The 22,724-nt window shown below is 66.9% G+C and carries 19 protein-coding genes and 1 tRNA gene; 17 read left to right on the top strand and 3 right to left on the bottom strand.

Features of this window, described 5'->3' with window-relative positions:
* The first annotated feature begins 26 nt into the window (after positions 1 to 26).
* The 13 genes from AXE84_RS11480 (at position 27) to pyk (ending at position 14,130) form a co-directional block, all read left to right on the top strand.
* The gene (locus tag AXE84_RS11480; RefSeq protein WP_060957964.1) at positions 27 to 1,118 is read left to right on the top strand and encodes a tRNA (adenine-N1)-methyltransferase; all 1,092 of its coding nucleotides are present in this window, start codon (positions 27 to 29) and stop codon (positions 1,116 to 1,118) included.
* Positions 1,111 to 2,841 carry a proteasome ATPase gene (gene arc / locus AXE84_RS11475; RefSeq protein ID WP_060957963.1) on the top strand — a complete coding sequence of 577 codons (1,731 nt, stop codon included), beginning with the start codon at positions 1,111 to 1,113 and terminating at the stop codon, positions 2,839 to 2,841. The genes AXE84_RS11480 and arc overlap by 8 nt, the downstream gene beginning before the upstream one ends.
* Positions 2,838 to 4,517, top strand: coding sequence for a proteasome accessory factor PafA2 family protein (locus tag AXE84_RS11470; RefSeq protein WP_060957962.1), 1,680 nt, complete (start codon positions 2,838 to 2,840; stop codon positions 4,515 to 4,517). The genes arc and AXE84_RS11470 overlap by 4 nt, the downstream gene beginning before the upstream one ends.
* Before the next feature lie 59 nt (positions 4,518 to 4,576).
* On the top strand, positions 4,577 to 4,792 hold the full coding sequence (locus tag AXE84_RS11465; protein ID WP_060957961.1) for a ubiquitin-like protein Pup: 216 nt from the start codon (positions 4,577 to 4,579) through the stop codon (positions 4,790 to 4,792).
* A gap of 2 nt (positions 4,793 to 4,794) precedes the next feature.
* Positions 4,795 to 6,234, top strand: coding sequence for a Pup--protein ligase (gene pafA / locus AXE84_RS11460; protein WP_150116274.1), 1,440 nt, complete (start codon positions 4,795 to 4,797; stop codon positions 6,232 to 6,234).
* A gap of 404 nt (positions 6,235 to 6,638) precedes the next feature.
* On the top strand, positions 6,639 to 7,736 hold the full coding sequence (locus AXE84_RS11455) for a hypothetical protein (RefSeq protein ID WP_236750063.1): 1,098 nt from the start codon (positions 6,639 to 6,641) through the stop codon (positions 7,734 to 7,736).
* Entirely contained in the window at positions 7,733 to 8,503 is a 771-nt protein-coding gene (gene hisF, locus AXE84_RS11450; protein WP_010615148.1) for an imidazole glycerol phosphate synthase subunit HisF, read from the top strand. Before AXE84_RS11455 ends, hisF begins: the two co-directional genes overlap by 4 nt.
* 610 nt (positions 8,504 to 9,113) lie before the next feature.
* Positions 9,114 to 9,701 (top strand): DUF4190 domain-containing protein, encoded by a 588-nt coding sequence (locus AXE84_RS11445; protein WP_236750062.1) that lies wholly within the window; start codon positions 9,114 to 9,116, stop codon positions 9,699 to 9,701.
* 98 nt (positions 9,702 to 9,799) lie between these two features.
* Positions 9,800 to 10,189 carry a DUF2752 domain-containing protein gene (locus AXE84_RS11440; RefSeq protein ID WP_060958266.1) on the top strand — a complete coding sequence of 130 codons (390 nt, stop codon included), beginning with the start codon at positions 9,800 to 9,802 and terminating at the stop codon, positions 10,187 to 10,189.
* Positions 10,190 to 10,216: 27 nt separating this feature from the next.
* On the top strand, positions 10,217 to 10,579 hold the full coding sequence (gene hisI, locus AXE84_RS11435) for a phosphoribosyl-AMP cyclohydrolase (RefSeq protein ID WP_176713498.1): 363 nt from the start codon (positions 10,217 to 10,219) through the stop codon (positions 10,577 to 10,579).
* A 114-nt stretch (positions 10,580 to 10,693) separates the two neighbouring features.
* The gene (locus AXE84_RS11430; protein WP_010615152.1) at positions 10,694 to 11,518 is read left to right on the top strand and encodes an indole-3-glycerol phosphate synthase TrpC; all 825 of its coding nucleotides are present in this window, start codon (positions 10,694 to 10,696) and stop codon (positions 11,516 to 11,518) included.
* 63 nt (positions 11,519 to 11,581) lie between these two features.
* Complete coding sequence (gene lgt, locus AXE84_RS11425) at positions 11,582 to 12,577, top strand: prolipoprotein diacylglyceryl transferase (RefSeq protein WP_060957957.1); 996 nt, start codon at positions 11,582 to 11,584, stop codon at positions 12,575 to 12,577.
* A gap of 122 nt (positions 12,578 to 12,699) precedes the next feature.
* Positions 12,700 to 14,130 carry a pyruvate kinase gene (gene pyk / locus AXE84_RS11420; RefSeq protein WP_060957956.1) on the top strand — a complete coding sequence of 477 codons (1,431 nt, stop codon included), beginning with the start codon at positions 12,700 to 12,702 and terminating at the stop codon, positions 14,128 to 14,130.
* A gap of 153 nt (positions 14,131 to 14,283) precedes the next feature.
* Here pyk and AXE84_RS11415 read toward each other — a convergent pair whose 3' ends face one another.
* Positions 14,284 to 14,682, bottom strand: a complete 399-nt coding sequence (locus AXE84_RS11415; RefSeq protein ID WP_167542054.1) for a cytidine deaminase family protein — start codon at positions 14,680 to 14,682, stop codon at positions 14,284 to 14,286.
* A 53-nt stretch (positions 14,683 to 14,735) separates the two neighbouring features.
* A tRNA-Leu gene (locus AXE84_RS11410) sits at positions 14,736 to 14,812 on the bottom strand.
* A 54-nt stretch (positions 14,813 to 14,866) separates the two neighbouring features.
* On the opposite strand from AXE84_RS11410, the gene AXE84_RS11405 reads away from it, so the two are divergent.
* Entirely contained in the window at positions 14,867 to 15,475 is a 609-nt protein-coding gene (locus AXE84_RS11405) for an ANTAR domain-containing response regulator (RefSeq protein WP_009405613.1), read from the top strand.
* 33 nt (positions 15,476 to 15,508) lie between these two features.
* On the opposite strand, the gene AXE84_RS11400 is transcribed toward AXE84_RS11405, so the two are convergent.
* A complete protein-coding gene (locus tag AXE84_RS11400; RefSeq protein WP_236750061.1) occupies positions 15,509 to 16,147 on the bottom strand; it encodes a PaaI family thioesterase in 639 nt (212 codons plus the stop codon).
* Positions 16,148 to 16,164: 17 nt separating this feature from the next.
* Here AXE84_RS11400 and polA point away from each other — a divergent pair, with 17 nt between their 5' ends.
* The 3 genes from polA to AXE84_RS11385 all read left to right on the top strand — a co-directional run bounded on the left by polA (position 16,165) and on the right by AXE84_RS11385 (position 22,715).
* Positions 16,165 to 19,002 carry a DNA polymerase I gene (gene polA, locus AXE84_RS11395; protein WP_060957954.1) on the top strand — a complete coding sequence of 946 codons (2,838 nt, stop codon included), beginning with the start codon at positions 16,165 to 16,167 and terminating at the stop codon, positions 19,000 to 19,002.
* A gap of 311 nt (positions 19,003 to 19,313) precedes the next feature.
* Positions 19,314 to 20,768, top strand: coding sequence for a 30S ribosomal protein S1 (rpsA, locus tag AXE84_RS11390; RefSeq protein ID WP_004564961.1), 1,455 nt, complete (start codon positions 19,314 to 19,316; stop codon positions 20,766 to 20,768).
* A gap of 201 nt (positions 20,769 to 20,969) precedes the next feature.
* On the top strand, positions 20,970 to 22,715 hold the full coding sequence (locus AXE84_RS11385; protein ID WP_060957953.1) for a hypothetical protein: 1,746 nt from the start codon (positions 20,970 to 20,972) through the stop codon (positions 22,713 to 22,715).
* Positions 22,716 to 22,724 lie beyond the last annotated feature (9 nt).

Here is a 22,724-nt window from a genome sequence, read left to right as displayed (position 1 = left end):
CGCGCACCGGTCCTACACTCGCCCTGATGAGCGAGCAGACTGAGCACACGGTGAACTCACCCACGGAGTCCTCCCAGCGCCCCGCCCCCCAGGAGATCCTAGGGCAGGCCGGTCGCCGGGGCCCTTTCCGCTACGGCGAACGCATCCAGGTCACCGACACCAAGGGCCGCAAGAACACCTTCATGCTCGACCCCCACGGCTACTTCCAGTCCGTGCGCGGCTCCTTCCACCACCGAGACGTCGTTGGCATGGACGAGGGCAGCGTCATCGAGACCGACACCGGTCACGAGCTGCTCCTGCTGCGCCCGCTCCTGGCCGACTACGTCCTGTCCATGCCGCGAGGCGCCCAGGTGGTCTACCCCAAGGACTCCGGTCAGGTCATCGCCATGGGGGACATCTTCCCCGGCGCCCGCGTCCTGGAGGCCGGCGTCGGCTCCGGTGCACTGACCATGAACCTGCTCTCCGCCATCGGGGAGGGCGGCCACCTGCTGTCCATCGAGCGCCGTGAGGACTTCGCCCAGATCGCCGCCTCCAACGTCGACGCCTGGTTCGGTCGCCACCATCCCGCCTGGGAGCTGCGCACCGGGGACTTCGCTGACGTCGTCGCCGCCCGGGTGGAACCCGGCAGCATCGACCGGGTGGTCTTGGACATGCTTGCCCCCTGGGAGAACGTTGAGGCCGCCTCCCATGCTCTGGCCCCGGGCGGGCTCTTCCTGGCCTACGTGGCCACCGTCACCCAGCTCTCCCGCACCGTGGAGGCCCTGCGTCACAGCGGCCTGTTCACCGAGCCCGAGTCCTGGGAGTCCATGGTGCGCACCTGGAACGTCGACGGGCTCGCCGTGCGCCCCGACCACCGCATGGTGGCGCACACCGGCTTCCTGCTGACCGCCCGTCGCCTGGCCGCAGGCTCCCGGCCCTTGACCCGCAAGCGCCCGCCCGCCCGCGGCGCCTACGACGAGGGCGGCTACTGGCTGCCCGATGACGTTAAGGAGCGCACCAGTACTGACAAGAAGGTCCGCCGCGTTCTGCGAGACTGCCGGGCCAAGCAGCCCACCGACGCCACCCCCGTTCTCAGCGGGAGCGCAGATGACAGCCAGGACGGCGCTGACCATGTCTGAGACGACTGCAGCCGACGCCGGCACGCCCCAGCCACTGGGGATGCCCGCCAAGGACTTCACCAGCCACCAGCTGCGTGAGGCCCGCGCTCAGGCCGTCAGCCTGGCGGCCAAGAACGAGCGCCTGGTGACCGCTCTGGGTACCGCCCGCGAGCGCATCGCCGAGCTCGGCCAACAGCTCGATGCCGTCACTCACCCCCCGGTCACCCTGGGACTGCTCACTGGCCCGCCCCGCACGAGGGGCGCCGCAGGTGACACCGTCGATGCTGTCGATGCTGTCGATGCTGTCGATGCCGCCGACGCCACCCAGCCCCGCGAGGTCGCCGTGAGCCTTTCTGGCCGACAGATGCTCCTGCACGTCCACCCCGGCGTCGATGACACCGAGTTGCAGGTCGGGCGGCTCGTGGCTGTCAATGACCAGATGCTCGTCGTCGCCACCCTCCCTGAGCCCCGCACCGGTGAGGCCGTCACCCTCGAGGAGAGGCTCGATGACGCCCGCGTCCTGGTGACCACCGGCGGGGGAAGCGCCCGAATCCTCACCCTGTCCTCGGCTCTTGGCCGCATCGCCGGGACCGGTGAGGGGCTCAAACCCGGTGACACCCTAGCCGCCGACCTGCGCGCCGACGTCGCCACGGCTCTCATTGAGCGCACCAGCGTCGAGCAGCTGGTCGTGGCCGAGACACCCGATGTCTCCTGGGCGGACATCGGCGGCCTGGGCCCGCAGATCGAGCAGATCCGCGATGCCCTCGAGCTGCCCTTCACCCACCCCGAGCTGTTCCACGCCTACGGCCTGCGCGCCCCCAAGGGACTGCTGCTCTACGGCCCGCCCGGCTGCGGCAAGACCCTCATCGCCAAGGCCGTGGCCACCTCCCTGGCTGATTCGCCCAGCGCCTCGGGCATCACAGGACGCCCGCCCGCGTTCCTCAACATCAAGGGTCCTGAGCTGCTGAGCAAGTTCGTCGGCGAGACCGAGCGCCAGATCCGTGCCATCTTCGACCAGGCCCGTAAGGCCGCCGCCGAGGACCGGCCGGTGGTCATCTTCTTCGATGAGATGGAGGCCCTCTTCCGCACCCGTGGCACCGGCGTGTCCTCCGACGTCGAGACCATGATCGTGCCCCAGGTCCTGGCGGAGATCGACGGCGTGGAGTCCCTGCGCAACGTCGTCATCATCGGGGCCTCCAATCGCGAGGACATGATCGACCCCGCCATCCTGCGCCCCGGGCGCCTGGACGTGAAGATCCGCATCAACCGGCCCGATGCGGCCGCTGCCGAGGAGATCCTCGCCCGGCACCTCATCGCCGACCTGCCCCTGGCCCCGGGCGAGCTCGCGGCCCATGGGGGAGACCGTGAGGCCACTGCCGCCTCCTTGCGACGGGTCGTCATCGATGCCCTTTACGCCCGCAACGAGGCCACCGCCGTCCTGGAGATCACCGAGGCCCACGCGGCCGGTGGCACCTCCACCCGCGTCCTTCACCTGGCCGACCTCACCAGCGGCGCCATGCTGGCCGCCATCGTCTCGCGCGCCAAGACCGCCTCCATCAAGGACGAGCTCGCCGGGGGACAGGGCGGTCTGAGCGCAGCCAGGCTCCGCTCGGCCGTCGCGACCGAGGCACGGCAGAACGAGGAGATCACCGGCGCCACCACCCCCGAGGGCTGGGCCCGGCTCATCGGCACCCGCACCTCGCAGATCCTCAGCGTGCGCAGACTCGGCAAGGAGAGCACATGAACGATGTCGGCTTTCAGCCCGGTCCGGTGACGCGACCCGTCGGCCTGGAGACCGAGTTCGGGGTCCTGCGCCCGGGCGACGCCTACGCCAACCCCGTGGTCCTGTCCACCCGCGTGGTGGAGGCCTACTGCGCAGGCTCCGGCGTGCCCACCGTGCGGTGGGACTACGAGGGAGAGGATCCCCTGGCCGACCTGCGCGGCGGCAGGCTCCGGCGCTCCGCCGCCCACCCCAGCCAGCTCACTGACGACCCCGCCCGCCCTGCGCCCTCGGGCGATGCACCGTCGGCCGATGCGGGGGAGACGGCAGACCCTCCGCCGGCCCCCTGGGGGTCGCGCGCTCGCCCCAGTGCCGCCGAGGCAGCCCTGCCCCGGGCCACGACTGCGGTCCTGGTCAACGGCGCCCGCTTCTACGTCGACCACGCCCACCCCGAGTACTCCTCACCCGAGGTCCTCACACCCCGCGACGCCCTGATCTGGGACCGCGCCGGTGAGGTGGTCGCCCGGCGCGCCATGACGGCCCTGGGTGACGAGGGCGATCGGGATGGGACACCGGTGGAGATCGTCCTGTACAAGAACAACGTGGATGGCAAGGGTGCGGCCTACGGCTCCCACGAGAACTACCTCGTGCGGCGCGATGTGCCCTTCGAGGAGCTGGCCGCGGTCCTGACCCCCTTCCTCGTCACCAGGCCCGTCATCGCCGGTGCCGGCCGGGTCGGGATCGGGCAGCGCAGTGAGCACCCCGGATTCCAGGTCAGCCAGCGCGCCGACTACGTCGAGTCCGAGATCGGCCTGCAGACCACGTTCAACCGCCCCATCATCAACACCCGCGACGAACCGCACGCCGACAATGCCCGCTGGCGCAGGCTTCACGTCATCAACGGTGACGCCAACCGCTTCGACGTTCCCATCTACCTCAAGGTCGCCACCACCGACCTGCTTGTCTGGTTCCTGGAGCAGGCGTGCACCGAGGGCTCCGGCCCGTTCAAGGAGGCTCTGGCCCGCGTCAAGGACCTGGCCATCATCGGCGATCCTGTCGAGGAGCACTGGGCCCTCTCCCACGACCCCACCCTGTCTCACGAGCTGCGAACCCAGGCCGGGGCCTTGACCGCCCTGGCGATTCAACGCGCCTTCCTCGATGCCGTCAGCCCCACTGTCACCCGTGTCGAGGACACCCGGGCTCATCGCGCCCTGGCTCTGTGGAGGCAGGTCCTCGACGCCCTGGAGCAGTGGCGCCATGACGGATCCGGCCCTGCTGCTCAGATGGTGGAATGGGTTGCCAAGTACGAGCTCTGCGAGGGACTGCGCCGCAGGTCGGGAACCGGCTGGGACGACCCCCGTCTGGCCGCTCTCGACATCCAGTGGGCCGACCTGCGACCGGGACGATCCGTCGTCGACAAACTCGACGCCGCCGGCAGGATCCACCGGTTGGTCACCGACGCGGAGATCCAAAACGCGGTCGACACGCCCCCCGAGGGCACGCGCGCCGCTATCCGGGGAACCGCCATCCGCCGTCACCGGCAGGTCGTGGGAGCCTCCTGGACCTGCCTGCTCCTCGACGTGCCGGGTGCCCCCGCTCTGGCGCGTCTGCGCCTGCCAGACGACGTGGTCGTCGGCTCTGATGAGACGGCGACCATCCTGGAGGAAATTGGTCGCCGGGCAGATCCTGAGAGACACTGAGCCTCACAGTGCACTCACCAGCGGTGAGCAGCTGGGCAGGACGAGTGAAGGAGCAACACATGACGCCGCAGCACGCCAGTCAGTCCCATGGGCAGGTCCGTCGCACCGGCGTCGAGACCACTGCAGCCGACGCCGACCAGGCCATCAGCACCGGTAGATCCGCGTCGGCCGAGCAGGCCAGTGACGTTGACAGCATCCTCGACGAGATCGACTCGGTCATCGAGACCAATGCCGCGGCCTTCGTCCAGGGCTTCGTCCAGAAGGGCGGCCAGTGAGCATGAGCAGCTCACGGCCCTTGGCGCGGCGCATCATCGGGGTGGAGACCGAGTACGGCATCACCTGCGCCCCCACCACCGACGGCCCTCCTCCCATGGACGCCGACCACGCTGCTCGTGAGCTCTTCGAACCCGTGGTCCAGCGCTCTCGCTCCTCGAACGTCTTCACTCGCGGGGGCGCTCGCCTCTACCTGGACGTGGGCTCCCACCCCGAGTTCGCCACCGCCGAGTGCGACCGCCTCGAGGACGTGCTCGCTCAGGACCGCGCCGGTGAGCTCGTCATGGCCGATCTCGTCGAGCAGGCCAATGCGCACCTGGCAGCCTCGGGTGTCCCCGGGCGGATCCACCTGCTGAAGAACAACCGCGACGCTGAGGACAACGGCTTCGGGTGCCACGAAAACTACCTCGTGCGGCGTCGTGGAGACTTCTGGAACGACGCCCGCACTCTCGTACCCCACCTGGTGACCCGGCAGATCCTCGTCGGCGCCGGCCATATCACCGCAGGCGGGGACGCTCGGCCCGCCGCCGACGGGCCCAGGGGCTATGTCTTCTCCCAGCGGGCCGACCAGATGTGGGACGCCGTCTCCTCAGCCACGACCCGTGCCAGGCCGCTTATCAACACCCGGGACGAACCGCATGCCGATGCCGAGCGCTACCGGCGCATGCACGTCATCGTCGGGGACTCCAACATCGCTCAGGGATCCACCCTGCTCAAAGTGGCGGCCATGGACCTGCTCCTGGACTACCTGGAGCACGGGGGAGACCTCGGCGACCTGGCCCTGGCCGACCCCATGAGGGCCATTCGCGACACCTGCCATGACATGACTGGAGGGGTGCTCCTGGAACGGTCTGACGGGCGGACCATCACGCCGTTGGAGATGCAGGCCGAGCACCTCGGGCGTCTCCGTGACCACGTTGCGCAGGGCATCGAGGTCACTGCTCTGCACGAAGCCGCACTGGAACTGTGGGAACGAGGACTCCAGGCCCTGCGCCTGCAGCAGCCCGAGATCGTGGACACGGAGCTGGACTGGGCGGTCAAGCAGCGGCTGCTGACCCGTTACTGCCAGCGGCACGACACCGATCTGACCGATCCCCGGGTGAGCCGCCTGGCCCTGGCCTACCACGACGTCTCTCCCAGTGAGGGACTGCGACAGCGTCTGGAGGACGCTGGTCTCCTGCACCGATTCGTTGACGAGGCGACCTGCCGCCGGGCGGTGGATACCCCACCTGCGACCACGCGTGCGCGCCTGCGTGGTGCCGTCGTCGGCCGGGCCGAGGACCTGCGCCGTGACGTGAGTGTTGACTGGGTGCGGGTTCGACTCGACGACGGCGTCTGCTCACCTGTTACGCTGAATGATCCCTTCTGTGCCGTAGACGAGCGCATCGATGCACTCCTGGAGAGCATGGAGCACTCGGCAACCGACCTTCCCAACGGGGTGTGAACGGTGAGGCTCACGGCACTGGTCAGGCGACAGACGGAAGACGCAACATGAGTACTACCTCCCCTCTGGACCCCGAAGCGGGCATGCCCCTGACACGGCGTCAGCGCCGTGCGCTCGAACGTGCTCAGCAGGCCCAGCAGGAGGCAGCGACCCAGGACCTGCCGGCACTGTCTCAACCTACTGTGCAGACACGCCCTGCCGGTACTGTGTCCCCCGGCACTCGAACCACAACCGGCACACCTGCGCCGCGCACTGAGCTGCAACCGCAGCCACAGCGTCAGCCACGGACCCTGCCACAGCCTCAGGAGCTGGGTAGCAGCCATGATCGTCGCAACGCGCACAGGCCGTCCGCACGAACTGATCGACGCGATCACCCTCATGAGCCCGGGTACCGACAGGATGAGGTGGTCGCCGAGACCCAGGAGCCCGAACCGACGCAGCGGCAACGTACTCTGGGCGGTCCGCTGGGGCGTATGCCGCGGGGGCCCCTGGCGGTCGCCCTCATCGGTGTCGTCGTCCTTGCCATGATCCTGGTGCCGCTGGCTGTCAACAAGCTCGTCTCCGGAAGGAACGGAGCGGGCACCAGCACCGCGGCTCAGTCAACCGTGTTGGATGGCAACGCACCTCTCAGTCAGCTGCTGACGGTCAGCGGACGGGTCGGATCAGGGGTGGCCCCCTCCGTCGAGCTGAACGGCGACGCCTCTCTGTCAGCCCCCAGCTCGGTACTGACCGACGTCGTCCAGACCGGGCAGGGGCGCGCTGTCTCCGCGGGGACGCCTGTGATCCTGCAGGTCTCACAGTTCTCCGGTCTCAACGGGAGCAACACGACGGGTAACGAGGCAGGGTATAAGCTCTGGCAGGGCCTGCTCGGTCCCGAGGTGGGCGACTACATCAACGCGGCGGTCTCCGGCCAGCGCGAAGGCGCACGCGTCGTTCTGCGCGAACCGGCCCAGGAGGAGGACGGCTCCCGGACGACGAAGATCACCGTTGTCGACCTCTTACCCACCACTGCGACAGGGGAGACAAAGCAACCGGCGGCAGGGGCCCCCACCGTGACCGAAGGACCGGATGGCTCCATCACCGTCAGCAGCGCTGGACTCCCTGCACCGACTCGAGTATCCACAGAGATCCTCATCAAGGGCACCGGTCCGCAGATCGGTTCCCAGGACCGTCTGATCGCTCGGACCACGATGGTCAGCTGGGCCACGGGACAGCCCCTTGAGAAGTCAACCTTCGGGCACCAGGAGCCGCCCAAGCAGCTCGACATGAGCAACGCGCTGGTGGGAGTCTCGCAGAACCTGGTTGATATCACTGTCGGCTCCCGGGTGGTCCTCTCGCTGCCCGCTGAGCAGGCGCAGGGCAAGGAACCAGTCGTCGTCGTGATCGATGTCCTGGCCAAGGATCCTGTCCAGGCTTCCGGAGCCTCTGGGGCGCGTGCAGGCAATGAGTCGAGCCCCACTCCTGAGATCTCCGCCGGCCCAACATCCAAGGACCAGTCATGAGCGTTGCCATCCGCATCATTCCCTGTCTGGACGTCAAGGACGGTCGTGTCGTCAAAGGCGTCAACTTCCAGGGTCTCAAGGATGCCGGAGACCCCGTGGAGCTCGCCTCCCGCTACGGCGCCCAAGGGGCCGACGAGATCACATTCCTCGATGTCTCGGCCTCGCACGAGGGCCGTTCCACCATGTTGGACGTGGTCCGCCGTACTGCCGAGCAGGTCTTCGTTCCGCTGACCGTCGGCGGGGGAGTGCGCTCAGTCGATGACGTGGACCAGCTGCTGCGTGCCGGGGCGGACAAAGTCGGTATCAACACTGCGGCCATTAACCGTCCCGAACTGTTGACGGAGGTGGCGCAGCGTTTTGGCAATCAGGTGATCGTCCTGTCGGTGGATGCGCGTCGGTGCCCTTCCGGCGTCTCAACGGCCTCCGGCTTCGAGGTCACCACGCACGGAGGGCGGACCTCCACAGGCATTGATGCAGTCGCCTGGGCGGTTCAAGGAGCCGAGCTCGGCGCCGGTGAGATTCTCCTGAACTCCATGGATGCCGACGGTGTCACCAAAGGATTCGACACTGAGATGATCGACGCCGTTCGTCGGCGGGTCCGGGTGCCACTCATCGCCTCCGGCGGTGCCGGATCCCCGCAGGACTTCGTCACGGCGGCCAACCACGGTGCCGACGCCGTTCTGGCAGCCTCAGTGTTCCACTACGGAGTGATGACCATCGCTGCGGCCAAGAATGCGCTGCACGACGCAGGCCATCCGGTCCGTTGAAAGCTGGGGGAGACTGAACGGCGGGTGAGGCTCCGGCGCACTGTCCGTTCTTGAAGATGCCTGTGTGGCTGAGTCTGAGAAGAGCGCGTGAACCATTGTTCTAGGACAGTCGGCATTCTCTCCTGAGGAATCATTGTTGAGGTATCGGATTTCGTGCTGACCTAATTTATCTATTTGCTAGAATAGGGGTCGGGTTGGGGGTTTGGTTTGGGGTGGGATCGATGTTGTTTTGGGGGCCGTCGGAAGGTGTTTAGATTTGCGCGCTGAGTAACGCCTGTCATGCTTCTGCAACATGCTGAACATTACTGAGTATCATCTAGATGGAGAGATGTTCTGAGCAACATGGGTCCATGTCCTGACAGGCAATACAATTTGCAGCCCGGAGGGTATATTCCTGGCGGATTCGGTCCTCGTCCTGATGAGAATAGCTCGTTGGGGAACTGGGCTCTTGGCCTAGGTTTCACAGGTTTCTTGTGCTGCGGGGCGAAGAGGGGTGGCATGTCCATCCGGGCCGATGGGGTGTTCTCCCCGTTGAGATGAGGTTGTTCTCAGGGTGTGATGTGTGTTCTCGTGTAGGCTGAGTGCTGCGCTCCGCCCCAGGGGAGGAATAATGAGTGAATTGAATCCTTACCAGGCAGCTCCTTACCGTCAGGGAGCTGCTGGTTCCTCTTACCCTTCTGATTTGGATGTCGCCTTTCAGTCCGGTTCAAGTATGTCGTCAGTCCAGAACGGTTACTACAGTGCGGATGATCTTGGCGATCAGTCGCTCCCCTTCCCGGCTGCATCGGGAGGCCAGATGGTCCTCTATCCGGGGGATGGTCAGCAATCGTACAGCCAGGCCTACTGGCAGCCCTACAGTCAGCAGTACCCTCATCCGTCTCCTTCTTACGGCCCGTATCCGCCATATGGTCAGGCTGTGTATTGGGGGGTGTCTTACGATCCGCGTCGGTATGAGGCCAACGCCCTCGGTGGGTGGGCGCTCGGGCTCGGTATTGCGAGCATCGTCGCGAACTGCTTTTATTTCGGTCTGATTTTGGGTGTACCGGCGATCGTCGTCGGAGTGCTGGGTGTGGGTGCCGCCAATGAGGGGCGTGCCTCGAACAAGGGACTGTCGATAGCTGGAGTGGCGACAGGCGCCATTGGCGCTATCATCAGTGCTGTCTCCATTATTCCGTTCATGGTGATGATGCTTCGATGAACTGTATGCCTGAAGACTGCTGCGCGCATGCCTCGACGAGGCCCGAGCGCTCCGATGGGCGCGCGGGAGCCGGAATGCGGGTCGGACTGGGGCTTCTGATGGTTCTGTCCGCCCTGCCGGGTGGCCTCATCGTGCTGCGCGCTCTGACTCTGCCCCGCAGCTCTCCGGGGCTTCCCGACCTCTGCCCGCTTCACCGCACCACCGGGCTGTGGTGCCCGCTGTGCGGAGGTACCCGGGCGACTCGGGAGCTCATACACGGCGACCTGTGGGCCGCCATGGGTTACAACCCCTTTGCGCTTGCGCTGGAGGCGGTGGCCGTTCTCCTGGTAGCGCGCTGGTTGCTCGCATCCGCCCGAGGCCTGCGACGACCGCTCGTCACCGGTGGGGAGGGCATCCTTTTCGGGGTCGCGCTGGCCGTCTTCGCGGTGGTACGCAACCTGCCAGGCATGTGGGTCTACCTCGGTCCTCTGCTTGGCCCTCCGGGCTGAGCAGCACACGATGTGCATAATGCGGATGTGACTCTCGATTCCCAGATCTCTGCGCGCCTGAAGCGCAACACCGACGGCCTGGTCTGCGCCGTCGTCCAGCAGTACGACTCACATGAGGTCCTCATGGTGGGGTGGATGGACGATGAAGCGCTCCGGCGCACCCTGGAAGAGGGACGAGTGACCTTCTGGTCGCGGTCGCGGCGCGAGTACTGGCGCAAGGGGGACACGTCCGGACACGCGCAGTACGTCAAGTCCGTCCATCTGGACTGCGACGGCGACGCCCTCCTGATCAAGGTCGATCAGGTCGGAGCCGCCTGCCACACCGGCGAGCGCAGCTGCTTCCTGGCCGGCGGTGATCTGGGGGCGCACGTGGGAGACCGTCCCAGCTGACCACTCCTCGGTCAGCGCGGTTTGGCGATTTGCAACAGACGGCCTCGGGCCGTCACGATGGATACAGACAGGCGCTCTACCGAGCGCCGGCAGGCAACATCGGGGAGGTGTGTGATGACCTCGTTCGAGGCGATGGTGGCCGAGGCCAAGATGGCTGCCGAAGGTCGCGCTTCGCTGGTACCCCTGGCCCGCCTGAGAGAGGCCTCCCGCCTGGTTCCCGGCGCCATCAGCGCCCTGTCCAGCCTGCGCACCGATGATCGGGCGGTCACAGTGATCGCCGAGGTCAAGCGCTCCACGGCCACGTTCGCCGACCTCAGTGGCGTTGGGGATCCGGGGATGCTGGCCTGCTTCTACGCCGCCGGCGGCGCCGCCTGCGTCTCAGTTGTCACCGGGCCGAGTGCCACGCGAGGCTCCCTCAAGGACCTGGATGCAGTCAGGGCCTCCGTGGATCTTCCCGTCCTCGCCAACGACCTGGTGGTCACGCCCTACCAGGTGCACGAGGCCCGGGCTCACGGCGCCGATCTGCTCATGCTCGACGCCCGCCTTGAGCCCCTCGTGCTCGAAGGGCTCATCGAGAGGGTGCACTCCCTGGGGATGGGCGCCGTTGTCGAGGTCCGTACCCGCCGTGAGGCGCTGACCGCAGTCGATGCGGGGGCCTGCATCGTGGCCATCGACACCCGTGATCCCGACACCCTGGCCGTCGACTGCAGCCTGTTCGACCAGGTCACTGACGTTCTGCCGGCGCAGGTCGTGCGGATCGCCGCCGGAGGAGTCAGAGGCCCGCACGATGTCATGAGCTTCGCGCGCTGCGGCGCCGATGTCGTCCTCGTCGGTGAGGCCATCATCCGCTCCACCGACCCCCAGCAGTTCGTTGCCGAGCTGGTCGCCGCCGGCGCCCACCCGGCACTGATCCCCTCCGCCCATCGAGAGGTTCTCTGAGTGCCTGTCGCCGCCCTTTCCGCCATGATGCCAACGATGCCAACGATTCCAACACTGCTGACGATGCCGTTCACGGCCGCGCTGACCGCAGGCATACCGAGCCCGTCCTCGGCCGTGTGGTACCTCGGCCCCATCCCGGTGAGGGCCTACGCGTTGTGCATCCTCACCGGGGTCTTCGTGGCCGTGTGGTGGTCGGACCGGCGCTACCGGGCCCGGGGAGGCCGACCGGAGCTGGTCCTCGACGTCGCCATCGTGGCCGTGCCGGCTGGAATCGTGGGTGCCCGTCTCTACCACGTGATCTCCTCGCCCGACGACTACTTCGGCCCCAACGGCGACCTGGCCCGTATCCCACTGACATGGCAAGGGGGCCTGGGAATCTGGGGAGGCATCGCCGGCGGGGTCTTGGCTGGGGTGCTCCTACTGCGCCATCGCGGCCTGCGCGTAGCCCCGTTGGCCGACGCCGTCGCCCCGACCCTGCTGGTCGCTCAGGCGATCGGCCGACTGGGCAACTGGTTCAACCAGGAGCTCTACGGCTCCCCGACGACGCTGCCCTGGGGACTACGGATCGACGAGGCCCACCTGCCGGCGGGATCCACCTACCCACCCGGCACCCTGTTTCATCCGACCTTCCTCTATGAGGCCCTGTGGAACCTTGCTGGGGCGGCTCTTCTGGTGTGGATCGGCAGACGGATGCTCGCCCGCAGTGGCGTCACGGGCGGCAGGCTGCTATGGATCTACCTCATGGTCTACACCGCAGGCCGGGTGTGGATTGAGATGCTGCGCATCGACGAGGCCGAGACGGTCCTCGGCCTGAGACTGAACGTGTGGACCTCCATCGTCATCTTCCTCGTCGGCGCTCTTGGACTGGCCCTCACCTCTCGGCGCCCCCTGAGCGACGCCATCGACAGGCCGGGGCGCGGGACGAGGAAGGACCGCTCGGCTGCCGAGGAGGATGACTCCGTCGAGGACGCCGCCGCTGAGCATGACTTGCCTGAGGACGCCTCACCGGCAGAACCCGCCGCTACGGCGTCGGCCCACCCAGGTCAGACGGATTCGTAAAGAACGAATCGAGGAGCTGCTCGCCATGCCGGCGGACGGCAACCGGGTGAGGATGATCGCAACCTGACAACTGACGGGATTCCTCCTCGTGCACAGGGCCCGATGTCCCGTATTCTGAACCCATGCGTAGAGCCAAGATCGTATGTACCCTCGGACCCGCTACTGACTCTCCCGAGCAGGTGCAAGCGCTCGTGGACGCCGGCATGAACGTCGCGCGCATCAACCGCTCCCACGGTCGCGCCGAGGACCAGGAGGAGGTCATCGGCCGCATCCGTGAGGCCGCCGACGCTTCCGGCCGCGCCGTCGCCATCCTCGTCGACCTCCAGGGCCCCAAGATCCGCCTGGGGCGGTTCGTGGACGACCAGAAGGTCATGCTCAACAAGGGCGACGAGTTCACCATCACCATTGACGACGTCCTGGGCACCGTCAAGCGCGCCTCCACCACCTTCAAGGGACTTCCCGGCGACTGCCGCCCCGGTGACCGGCTCCTCATCGACGACGGCAACGTCGCGGTGCGCGTCGTGGCCGTCACCGACACCGACGTCGTCACCAAGGTCGAGGTGCCCGGCTACGTCTCCAACAACAAGGGCATCAACCTGCCCGGCGTTGCCGTCTCCGTGCCGGCCCTGAGCGAGAAGGACCGTGAGGACCTGCGCTGGGCCCTCAAGATCGGTGCTGACCTCATCGCCCTGTCCTTCGTGCGCGACGCCGATGACATCAAGGACGTCCACGAGATCATGGACGAGGTCGGCGTGCGCATCCCGGTCATCGCCAAGATTGAGAAGCCCCAGGCGGTGGAGAACCTCTTCGACATCGTCTCCACCTTCGACGGCATCATGGTGGCCCGCGGCGACCTCGGTGTGGAAATGCCCCTGGAGGCCGTCCCGCTGGTGCAGAAGCGGGCCATCGAGCTGGCCCGCCGCCAGGCCAAGCCGGTCATCGTGGCCACCCAGGTCCTGGAGTCCATGATCCAGAACCCGCGGCCCACGCGGGCCGAGGCCTCCGACTGCGCCAACGCCATTCTCGACGGCGCCGACGCCGTCATGCTCTCCGGTGAGACCTCCGTGGGTGCCTACCCCATCGAGGCCGTGCGCACCATGGCCAGTATCATCGAGAACGTTGAGGAGCACGGAGGGGAGCGCATCCCCGGCCTGGGCTCCTACCCGCAGACGCGAGGTGGGGCACTGACCCGCGCCGCTGCGGAGATGGGCGAGCACCTCGACGTCACCTACCTGGTGACCTTCACCCAGTCAGGTGACACCGCCCGGCGCCTGTCGCGTCTGCGCTCGCCGCTTCCGCTGCTTGCCTTCACCCCGCTGTGTGAGACTCGCAACCAGCTCGCCGTCTCCTGGGGTGTGCAGTGCTACGAGGTGCCCGAGGTCCAGCACACTGACGAGATGGTGGCCCAGGTCGATGACATCCTTCAGGACAAGCATCTGGCCCAGCCTGGGGACACCGTCGTCATCGTGGCCGGAATGCCTCCGGGCACGCCCGGCTCGACCAACTCGATCCGTGTCCACACCGTCGGTGAGACGGGCGACTACAAGGTCTGAGCACCGGTTCTGATCCGTCGAGGGGTCTCCCACCTATCACCGGGAGGCCCCTCGATCCGGTTCAGGGCGACGGGTTCCGGCATCTGCTTCCCGCTGATGAATCGGTGGGGGTGGGGTGAGGGAGTCGCAGGTCGGACCTGTGCGGTCACAGCGTCATCGCCGTAGCCACCACTGTGGAGTCAGATCGGCAAGAGTCATCGTCTTTCCAGCTTCGTAGTCGATCATCACCTCGACAGCGCCGAACCGGCTCGGCATCAGCTGCGTCATCATTTCTCGACATGCTCCGCAAGGTGGACCGGTACGGCCGTCGCGCATGATCGTCAGAACACGCCGGATTGCATCCTCGCCGTTGGTGACCATGTTGAGGATCGCGTTGCGCTCGGCACAGATTCCCAGTGTGCAGGCCGTATCCACGCAGACGCCCGTATAGATTCTTCCCGAGGACGACTCCACTGCAGCTGCGACACCGCCCGCCTCGATATATGAAGACACGTGGCGAGGACGCTGAACCGCCTTGGCCGCTTCGTACAGCGAGACCCACGTCGTGCTCAAGGTGCTCTCCATCTGACTGGTCTGTCCTGAGGTGGGGCTGGGTAGGGACTTGTTGGTACCTCCGGTGGGACTCGAACCCACAACACTCCGATTTTGAGTCGGATGCCTCTGCCAATTGGGCTACGGAGGCACGCCGCCGGTTTTGCGGGGGCGCTAACAGCGAGATCATACTAGGATCACAGCCGTGAGCAATGAGTCCAGCACCACCAAGTCCCGCCGGGTGCTCGTCGCCGAGGACGAGACCCTCATCCGCCTTGACATCGTCGAGACTCTCACCGACGCCGGCTACGAGATCGTCGCGGAGGCCGCAGATGGTGAGGAGGCCGTCCGCCTGGCTGATGAGCATGACCCTGACCTGTGCGTTCTTGACGTCAAGATGCCGGTGACTGACGGCATCACCGCGGCGGAGAGGATTCTCGAGAAGCATAACTGCGCCGTCGTCATGCTGACCGCCTTCTCCCAGACCGAGCTCGTCGAACGAGCCAGCGCCGCCGGCGCCATGGCCTACGTCGTCAAGCCCTTCACCCCGGCGGATCTCATCCCGGCACTTGAGATCGCCATGTCACGGCATGAGGAGATTCTCTCCCTGGAGAGTGAGATTTCTGACCTCACCGAGCGCTTCGAGACCCGCAAGCGCGTCGACCGGGCCAAGGGGCTGCTCATGGAGCGCATGGGGCTGAGCGAGCCGGAGGCCTTCCGTTGGCTGCAGAAGACCTCCATGAACCGGCGTCTGACCATGCGCGAGGTGGCCGATGCCGTCATCGAGCAGGTCGGTTCGGCCAAGAAGGACTAAGCCCCCACCGACCGCCTTCTGCGATGCGGCGCCTCAGGTGAACAGGCTGCGCAGTGTCCCGACGGCGATGGTCCGCTCATCGTCATCCGTGACCGTCACCTGGTAGACCACGGTACGACGGCCTCGGTGGAGAGGAACGGCGGTGGCCTTCACCCAGCCCCGGGACACGGAGCGCAAGTGGCTGACCGTCAGTTCCGCACCCACCGGGACGGCACCGTCGGGCGCCGCCGCGCGCGCGGCCACGGAAGCGGCCGTCTCGATGATGGCGGCGGTGGCACCGCCGTGCAGGATTCCGACGACCTGTCGGGCCCCGTCGACCGGCATCCGGACCTCGGTCCGATTCGCGTCGCGAGTCACCACCTCCATCCCGAGGGTCTCCATGAGCGTGCCCTCCTCACTGTCCTCCAGCACCGCGTGCAGTGCTGAGGAGGCGGAGACGGCAGAGCCCGCGGGACGCGGATCCGGGTACGGGCGCCGGGCAGGGTCCGGGAAGGCCACGGCAGAGGCGCTTGCGCCGGAGTAGGAGGCCGCAGTGACGCGGCCCACGGGGCCCAGCGGTCCGACGACAGCCGGTGAGCTGGGGGAGTCGGCGGAGGCTGGAGAGGCCTCGGAGTCACTGGAGCCCACTACGCTGCTGGGGGAGAGGGGCGAGTCGGACTGTGGATGGGTCATGGGCCTAGGCTGGCACGGTGAGCACCACCGCGACCAGCCCTGCGACGAGTCCAACACCTCAGTCCCCCTCGGACCCGGTTCCCGAGCGGCTTCTTCTCATCGACGGACACTCGATGGCCTTTCGCGCCTTTTACGCGCTGCCCGTCGACAACTTCACGACGTCGACCGGCCAGTCCACCAATGCCGTCCACGGCTTCGTGTCCATGTTCCTGTCGCTGCTGGACAACGAGCGACCCACCCACGTGGCGGTCGCCTTCGACCTGCCCGGAGGCACCTTCCGCACCGAGGAGTACGCCGAGTACAAGGGAACCCGCGATGAGACACCGCAGCCCTTCCTCGGGCAGGTCGAGCTCATCCAGCAGGTCCTGGAGGCCATGGGCGTCACAGCGCTCACCGCGCCGGGCTACGAGGCCGACGACATTCTGGCGACCTTGGCGACCTCGGCACAGGCCGAGGGCATGGAGGTCCTCATCTGCTCCGGAGACCGTGACTCCTTCCAGACGGTCACCGAGCGGTGCACCGTGCTCTACCCAGTCAAGGGCGTGTCAACACTGCGCCGCATGACGCCTCAGGAGGTGGAGGAGCGCTACGGGGTGACGCCCGAACGCTACCCGCACCTCGCCGCCCTGGTCGGCGAGACCAGCGACAACCTCCCCGGAGTGCCGGGGGTGGGCCCCAAGACCGCCGCCAAGTGGCTCAACCTCTACGACGGGCTCGACGGCGTCATCGCTCACGCGGACCAGATCAAGGGTAAGGCCGGACAGTCGCTGCGCGACCATCTCGACGACGTCGTGCGCAACCGCCGCCTCAACCACCTGCTCACCGACCTGGATCTCGGAGTCCTCCCGCGCACCGACCTGCGCCTCGTCGGTGCCGACCGATCCGCCCTGGCGCGCGTGTTCGAGGCCCTGGAGTTCCGCACCCTGCACCAACGGGCGCTACGCATCCTGAGCTTCACCGACACCTCCGATCACGTCGAGCCGGGCGAGGCGGAGGAAGCCGGCGCCTTGAACGCACTGAGCGATCTGGAGATCGTCTCGCTGGGACACGATCTTGCCGCGGGGCAGCTGGCTGAATGGTTGGAGACCAGTCTGCCGGCGGATGGTGATAACGGCACCCGCCCCCTGGGGGTCGATGTTGTCGGCGTCCTCAGACCCGTCGAGGGCGATGCCGCACTCGTGTCGCTGTCCGACGGCTCTCGGGCGGTGGTCGTCGACCTCACCGAGATCCTGCCTGAGGATGAAGCCGCCCTGGCCCGGCTCCTGGCCGACGTGGAGCGCCCCAAGCTCGTCGCCGACGCCAAGGGCAGCTGGCACGCGCTAAGCGCCCGGGGGCTCACGCTCGACGGCGTCGTCGCAGATCCCTCCCTGGCCGGCTACCTGTGTCGCCCTGAACAGCGCAGCTACGACGTCGACACCCTCACCCAGCGCTGGCTCGGCATCGATCTGGCCGCAGTCAACGAGGGCGGTGCCGGGGGTGACGGCGGCTCCGGTGAGTCTCAGAGCGCATTCGACCTCGAGGCCCTCACCTCCGAGGCCGTTCCCGCATCCCACCTGGCCAGTGCGGGTCGGGCCGCCGCCCTGCTCCCGCTCCAGGTCGTGCTCGATGAGCAGATGGTGGCTCGTGATGCCTTGGGGCTCTTCACCGACCTGGAGATGCCCGTGGCCGCGACCTTGACCGTCATGGAGGACGCCGGCATCGCCGTCGATGACGCCGTGCTCCAAATCCGCCAGACCGAGCTCGACGCCCGCGTGACCCACGCCGCTGAGGGTGCCTACGCCGCCGCCGGGCGAGAGCTCAACCTCTCCAGTCCCAAGCAGCTCCAGGCCGTCCTATTCGACGAGCTGAAGATGCCCAAGACCCGTAAGACCAAGACCGGCTACACCACGGATGCCGATGCCTTGGCCGGGCTGTATGCCAAGACCTCCCACCCCTTCCTGGAGCACCTTCTCGAGCACCGCGACGCCATCAAGCTGCGGCAGACGGTGGAGGGGCTGCGCAAGGCGATCCAGCCCGATGGCCGCATCCACACCACCTTCCAGCAGACTATCGCCGCCACAGGGCGCCTGTCCTCCACGGACCCCAACCTGCAGAACATTCCGGCCCGGCACGAGGAGGGGATGCGCATCCGCGAGGCCTTCACCGTCGGAGAGGGCTACGAGTGCCTCATGACCGCCGACTACTCCCAGATCGAGATGCGCATCATGGCACATCTGTCCGCAGACCAGGCGCTGATCGATGCCTTCCGCAGCGGGGAGGACCTGCACCGCTACGTAGCCGCCCTGGTCCACGGCATCGACGTTGAGGACGTCACCGCCCAGCAGCGCAGCCACGTCAAGGCCATGAGCTATGGACTGGCCTACGGGCTGTCGACCTTCGGGCTGGCCCGTCAGCTCGGTATCGACAACGCCGACGCAGCAGATCTGAGGAACGCCTACTTCGCCAGGTTCGGGAAGGTTCACGACTACCTGGAGTCCGTGGTGGAGCAGGCGCGCCGCGACGGATACACCGAGACGATGTTCGGGCGGCGCCGTTACCTTCCCGACCTGACCAGCGACAACCGGCAGCGCCGTGAGATGGCTGAGCGGGCCGCCCTCAACGCTCCCATCCAGGGCAGCGCCGCCGATATCGTCAAGAAAGCCATGATCGACGTCGACAGCGCCCTGACCGAGCGGACACTAGCAAGCCGCATTCTTCTGCAGATTCACGACGAGCTTCTCATCGAGGTCGCGCCCGGAGAGGCCGAGGCGGTTGAGAACCTCCTCAAAGAGCAGATGGGCGGGGCGGCAGAGCTCTCGGTCCCCCTGGACGTCGCCGTCGGACGAGGGCGCACCTGGCGTGAGGCCGCCCACTAGAGAGCCCTTCCGGGACCCGTGCTCATCGGTCGAAGAAGCCGGTGATATATGAATGAGATCGGCACGTCATCCTTTTGACATCAAGTCGTCAGATGACGTGAGCGATTGCACGTACGTACGGGATAATGCTTGAGCATCGTCTAGTCACGGATTCGTCACGTACTGCTAAGGTTCACTCGTGCGCTCCTGGGCGTCTCCTATGAGACTGATCCAACCAGGTCGATGAATTGGTCCGGGCCGATTCGCGTCGCTGGGGAGCGCGCAGTCCCTATCAACCCGATCCAACTATCCGCATTCGGAGCATCCACTCAATGACAACCACCACGCCCAGCCCCGCCCCGGTCGCCGTCAACGACATCGGTTCGACCGAGGAGATCCTCGCCGCCGTTGACGAGACCATCAAGTACTTCGATGACGGCGACATCGTCGAGGGCACTGTCGTCAAGGTCGACCGTGATGAGGTCCTCCTCGACATCGGCTACAAGACCGAAGGCGTCATCCTCGCTCGCGAGCTGTCCATCAAACACGACGTCGACCCCGACGAGATCGTCTCCGTCGGCGATGAGATCGAAGCCCTCGTCCTGCAGAAGGAGGACAAGGAAGGGCGTCTGCTCCTGAGCAAGAAGCGCGCGCAGTACGAGCGCGCCTGGGGCACCATCGAGCGCATCAAGGAGGAGGACGGCGTCGTCACCGGCTCCGTCATCGAGGTCGTCAAGGGCGGTCTCATCCTGGACATCGGCCTTCGCGGCTTCCTGCCCGCCTCCCTGGTGGAGATGCGTCGCGTTCGCGACCTCCAGCCCTACGTGGGCCGCGAGCTCGAGGCGAAGATCATTGAGCTGGACAAGAACCGCAACAACGTGGTCCTCTCCCGCCGCGCCTGGCTCGAGCAGACCCAGTCCGAGGTCCGCACCAACTTCCTGCAGACCCTGCAGAAGGGGCAGGTCCGCTCCGGTGTCGTGTCCTCCATCGTCAACTTCGGTGCCTTCGTGGACCTGGGTGGCGTCGACGGTCTGGTCCACGTCTCCGAGCTGTCCTGGAAGCACATCGACCACCCCTCCGAGGTCGTCGAGGTCGGCAACGAGGTCACGGTCGAGGTCCTGGACGTCGACTTCGACCGCGAGCGCGTCTCCCTGTCGCTCAAGGCGACCCAGGAGGACCCGTGGCAGGCCTTCGCCCGCACCCACGCCATCGGCCAGGTCGTTCCCGGCAAGGTCACCAAGCTGGTCCCCTTCGGTGCTTTCGTCCGTGTCGAGGACGGCATCGAGGGCCTGGTCCACATCTCCGAGCTGGCGCAGCGGCACGTCGAGGTCCCCGAGCAGGTGGCCAAGGTCGGCGACGAGGTCTTCGTCAAGGTCATCGACATCGACCTGGAGCGCCGTCGCATCTCCCTGTCGCTGAAGCAGGCCAACGAGGGTGTCGACCCCGCCTCCGAGGACTTCGACCCCAGCCTCTACGGGATGGCGGCCGAGTACGACGAGCAGGGCAACTACAAGTACCCCGAGGGCTTCGACCCGGAGACCAACGAGTGGCTCGAGGGCTACGACGCCCAGCGCGAGGCATGGGAGGCCGAGTACGCAGCTGCTCACGCCCGCTGGGAGGCCCACAAGGCCCAGGTCGCCAAGGCCCTGGAGGAGGAGCAGGAGTCCGGTGCTCCGGCAGCCCCCGCCGGCGGCACCTCGTACTCCTCGGCGCCGTCTGAGGCCTCCGGCACGCTGGCCTCCGATGAGGCCCTGGCCGCTCTGCGCGAGAAGCTCACTGGTAACTGAGCATCCGCACCTTTTCAGTGGTCAGGACTGATCTCTGACATCATCTGAGGGTCTCTGCCTGCTCCGCAGGCAGAGACCCTCAGACGTTCGGTGCCTTCTCCCCATCGCTCAGGTGACGTGCCTGTGCGAGGCTGTGGCCGGGACCGGTGCTCCCTGCTTCCTAGAAGCCGGAACCTGTACGTGACGACCGTTGGAGACGATATGAGCTATTGGGGCGACATTGCCCGCGCTCTGGAGGATGTCGACCCCGTCTGCCCCAGTCGCGACGCTGCTGCGGCCCTGTGGAAGGCGGTCGCCACCGACGACGTCGAGGACACGGCTGCGGGGAACGCGCCCGACCAGGTGGTGGAGGCGGTCTGCGCCGTCGACCGGGCCTGGTTGGTTCAGCTGGGCCAGGACCCGGACACGAGTAGGAAGAGCCTTGAGCAGGCGATCTCCTTCTGTCAGGGGATTCGGGCCGCCCACGGCCGCTCAACGCTCCCACTGCGCTACGCCCAGGTGGAGCTCTCAGCCGTCCTCGGCCTCAGGGACGAGGCCCTCGAGCAGCTCCGTGAGGCCAGACTCTTCTCCTTCGGCAAGGCCGACACCGGAGCCGTGCTGGCCACTGCTCGCATGCACGACGACTACTCCGGCGTCATCAGCACAGCCACGGCCACACCGAAGCGTGCCGAGGCTGATCCCGTGGAGACCGCGAGGGGGTTGGGAGCGGTGCTGGTTCCCTACCTGGCCCACCAACGCATCGTCGAGGCCGAGGACGCTTTTGCCTCCTTGAGCCGGCTCCACCTTCCAGATGTCGTGTCACTACAGAGCCTGGCGGACAGGCTCGAGTACCTGGGACTATCCTCCCAGTGGCAACGGGCCATCGCCCTCATCCGTCACAGCCCCATGAAGGCTGTCTCCGAGGCCTCGGCCTGGCAGCTGATGAACACCGCTGTCGGACTGGCTCTCGTCATGCGGGAGGCTAACCGAGCTGATTACGGAAACCATGCACTGGGCGTCTCGCTGAGCTGGACAACGCCGTGGGGGAACGTGGAGCTCACGGCTTGGGATACCGTCGTCCACGCCTATGACGTCATGACCGGTTTTGTGCGCGGCATCGCCCACCGCTTCGATGTCCGTAACGGCAACAATGGCGTGTCGTACCGGGTTGAGATGCGCATGGCCGCTGAGGCCGCAGGTTTGGCCAGCCGGTCCTATGGGACGGTAACGAGCGGCCTGCCGGCTGACCGTGCCCGGTTACGCAACCAGGGCGCCCTGCTCAAGGAGGTCCGTGAGCTGCTTACGCTGTCTCGGGGGTATGGCATGGAGTCAGTGCGACAGCGCGCCATGTCAACTGCGGAGACGGTCAGCGCCTCGCTGTCCGAGGTGGTGGACGACTCCGCCTTGGAGCTGGTCGTCGACCTCCGTCTGGCCTTCGGCCGGCTGCTGGCGGCACTGGGTGCCAATGAACGTGCGGAGAAGGAACATCTCGACACGGCGGAGTTGAGTCTGAGCCAGGGGTGGACGGAAACTGCTTGCGCCGCTCTGGCTCTGGCCTCGCACGCCGCTCAGGCTCGCGGGGACCGCGCTTCCAGCGGCCGGGCATGGCACCAGTGCCGTGAGGCGATGGGGGCCTGGCCGATGAACCGGCCCGGAGAACGCTGCGGGACACTCGTCGACGCCGTCGGTGACCCTCTGGTTGCCTTGCAGGTCCTCTCCGCGCTGGCGGAGGTCCTGGTTGACGGGGTGGAGGAGGATCACTCTCGTGCGCCGATCATCCGCGAGATCATCTCGCGGGCCTCGGAGCAGGCCTCCCGGTGCGTGAGTCCCCCGCAGGGCGCGGTGGAGTCGTTGGCCCGGGTCGAGGAGCGTATCGCGCCCTACGGTCGGGGCCGGGGAGGAAGAAGGCGACCCGGTTCGACCACAACGATCAGGACTGAGGGTCGGGCGGCCTCAGAGGGCGACTGACAAGACGGG

The sequence above is a fragment of the Actinomyces oris genome, from assembly GCF_001553935.1.
Classification (GTDB): Bacteria; Actinomycetota; Actinomycetes; order Actinomycetales; family Actinomycetaceae; genus Actinomyces; species Actinomyces oris_A.
Note: the sequence above shows the minus strand (reverse complement) of the source record. Positions and strands in the feature narration are given on the sequence as shown.